The sequence below is a fragment of the Mycobacterium sp. E342 genome (genome assembly GCF_001667665.1).
Classification (GTDB): domain Bacteria; phylum Actinomycetota; class Actinomycetes; order Mycobacteriales; family Mycobacteriaceae; genus Mycobacterium.
Genome location: NZ_LZJM01000282.1, coordinates 1 through 574, shown reverse-complemented (window position 1 = coordinate 574; position 574 = coordinate 1). Strand labels below are relative to the sequence as shown.

Here is a 574-nt window from a genome sequence, read left to right as displayed (position 1 = left end):
TGCTTGCCCAAAGTGAGTCCGCGCCGGCGGGCGCGGTCGTCGTCGGTGTAGGTGCCGTCGGGGTTGAGGCAGTCGGCCAGTGTGTCGGCCAGCGCGGCGAGTTGTTCGGGCCGGTACTGCGTTCCATGGGCAGCCAGGTCGGTCTCCACGGCCTCGCGAGTGGCGAAGTCCACCCAGCCGGGCAGGCGGTGGAAAAAGCGGCGGATCACCGCCACCTGCCCGGCGCCCAGTTTCCCGGCGCGTTGGGCGGCGGCGGTGGCCGGCAACATCGGCGCCAGCGGTTCGCCGGTCAGCCCGTGGCGCGGCCCCAGATCGGTGGCCTCTTTGACCCGCCGTGAGGCTTCGGCGCGGCTGATCAACGTCGCCTCGGCGAGCGCGTGCGGCAGCGTGCCGCCCAACTCCTCTGGCGTGGCCTGGCGGCCCAGGTTGTTGATCACCGGATGCTCGATGGCCGGCAGTTGGCGGCGCGCCTTCTCGCAGCGCTCCAGCATCGCCAGCTGTTGCGCGACGTTCATCGCGTCAACCGGTAACGCCCGGGCGCGGGCCAAGACCGCATCAAGGTCGTCGAACACCG

The 574-nt window shown here is 71.4% G+C and carries 1 protein-coding gene; it reads right to left on the bottom strand.

The window, feature by feature from the left end; translation table 11 throughout:
- The coding region (locus A5692_RS22290) for a DUF222 domain-containing protein (protein ID WP_231984414.1) at window positions 1-572 on the bottom strand (572 nt) is incomplete at its 3' end.
- Between the last annotated feature and the right edge of the window lie 2 nt (window positions 573-574).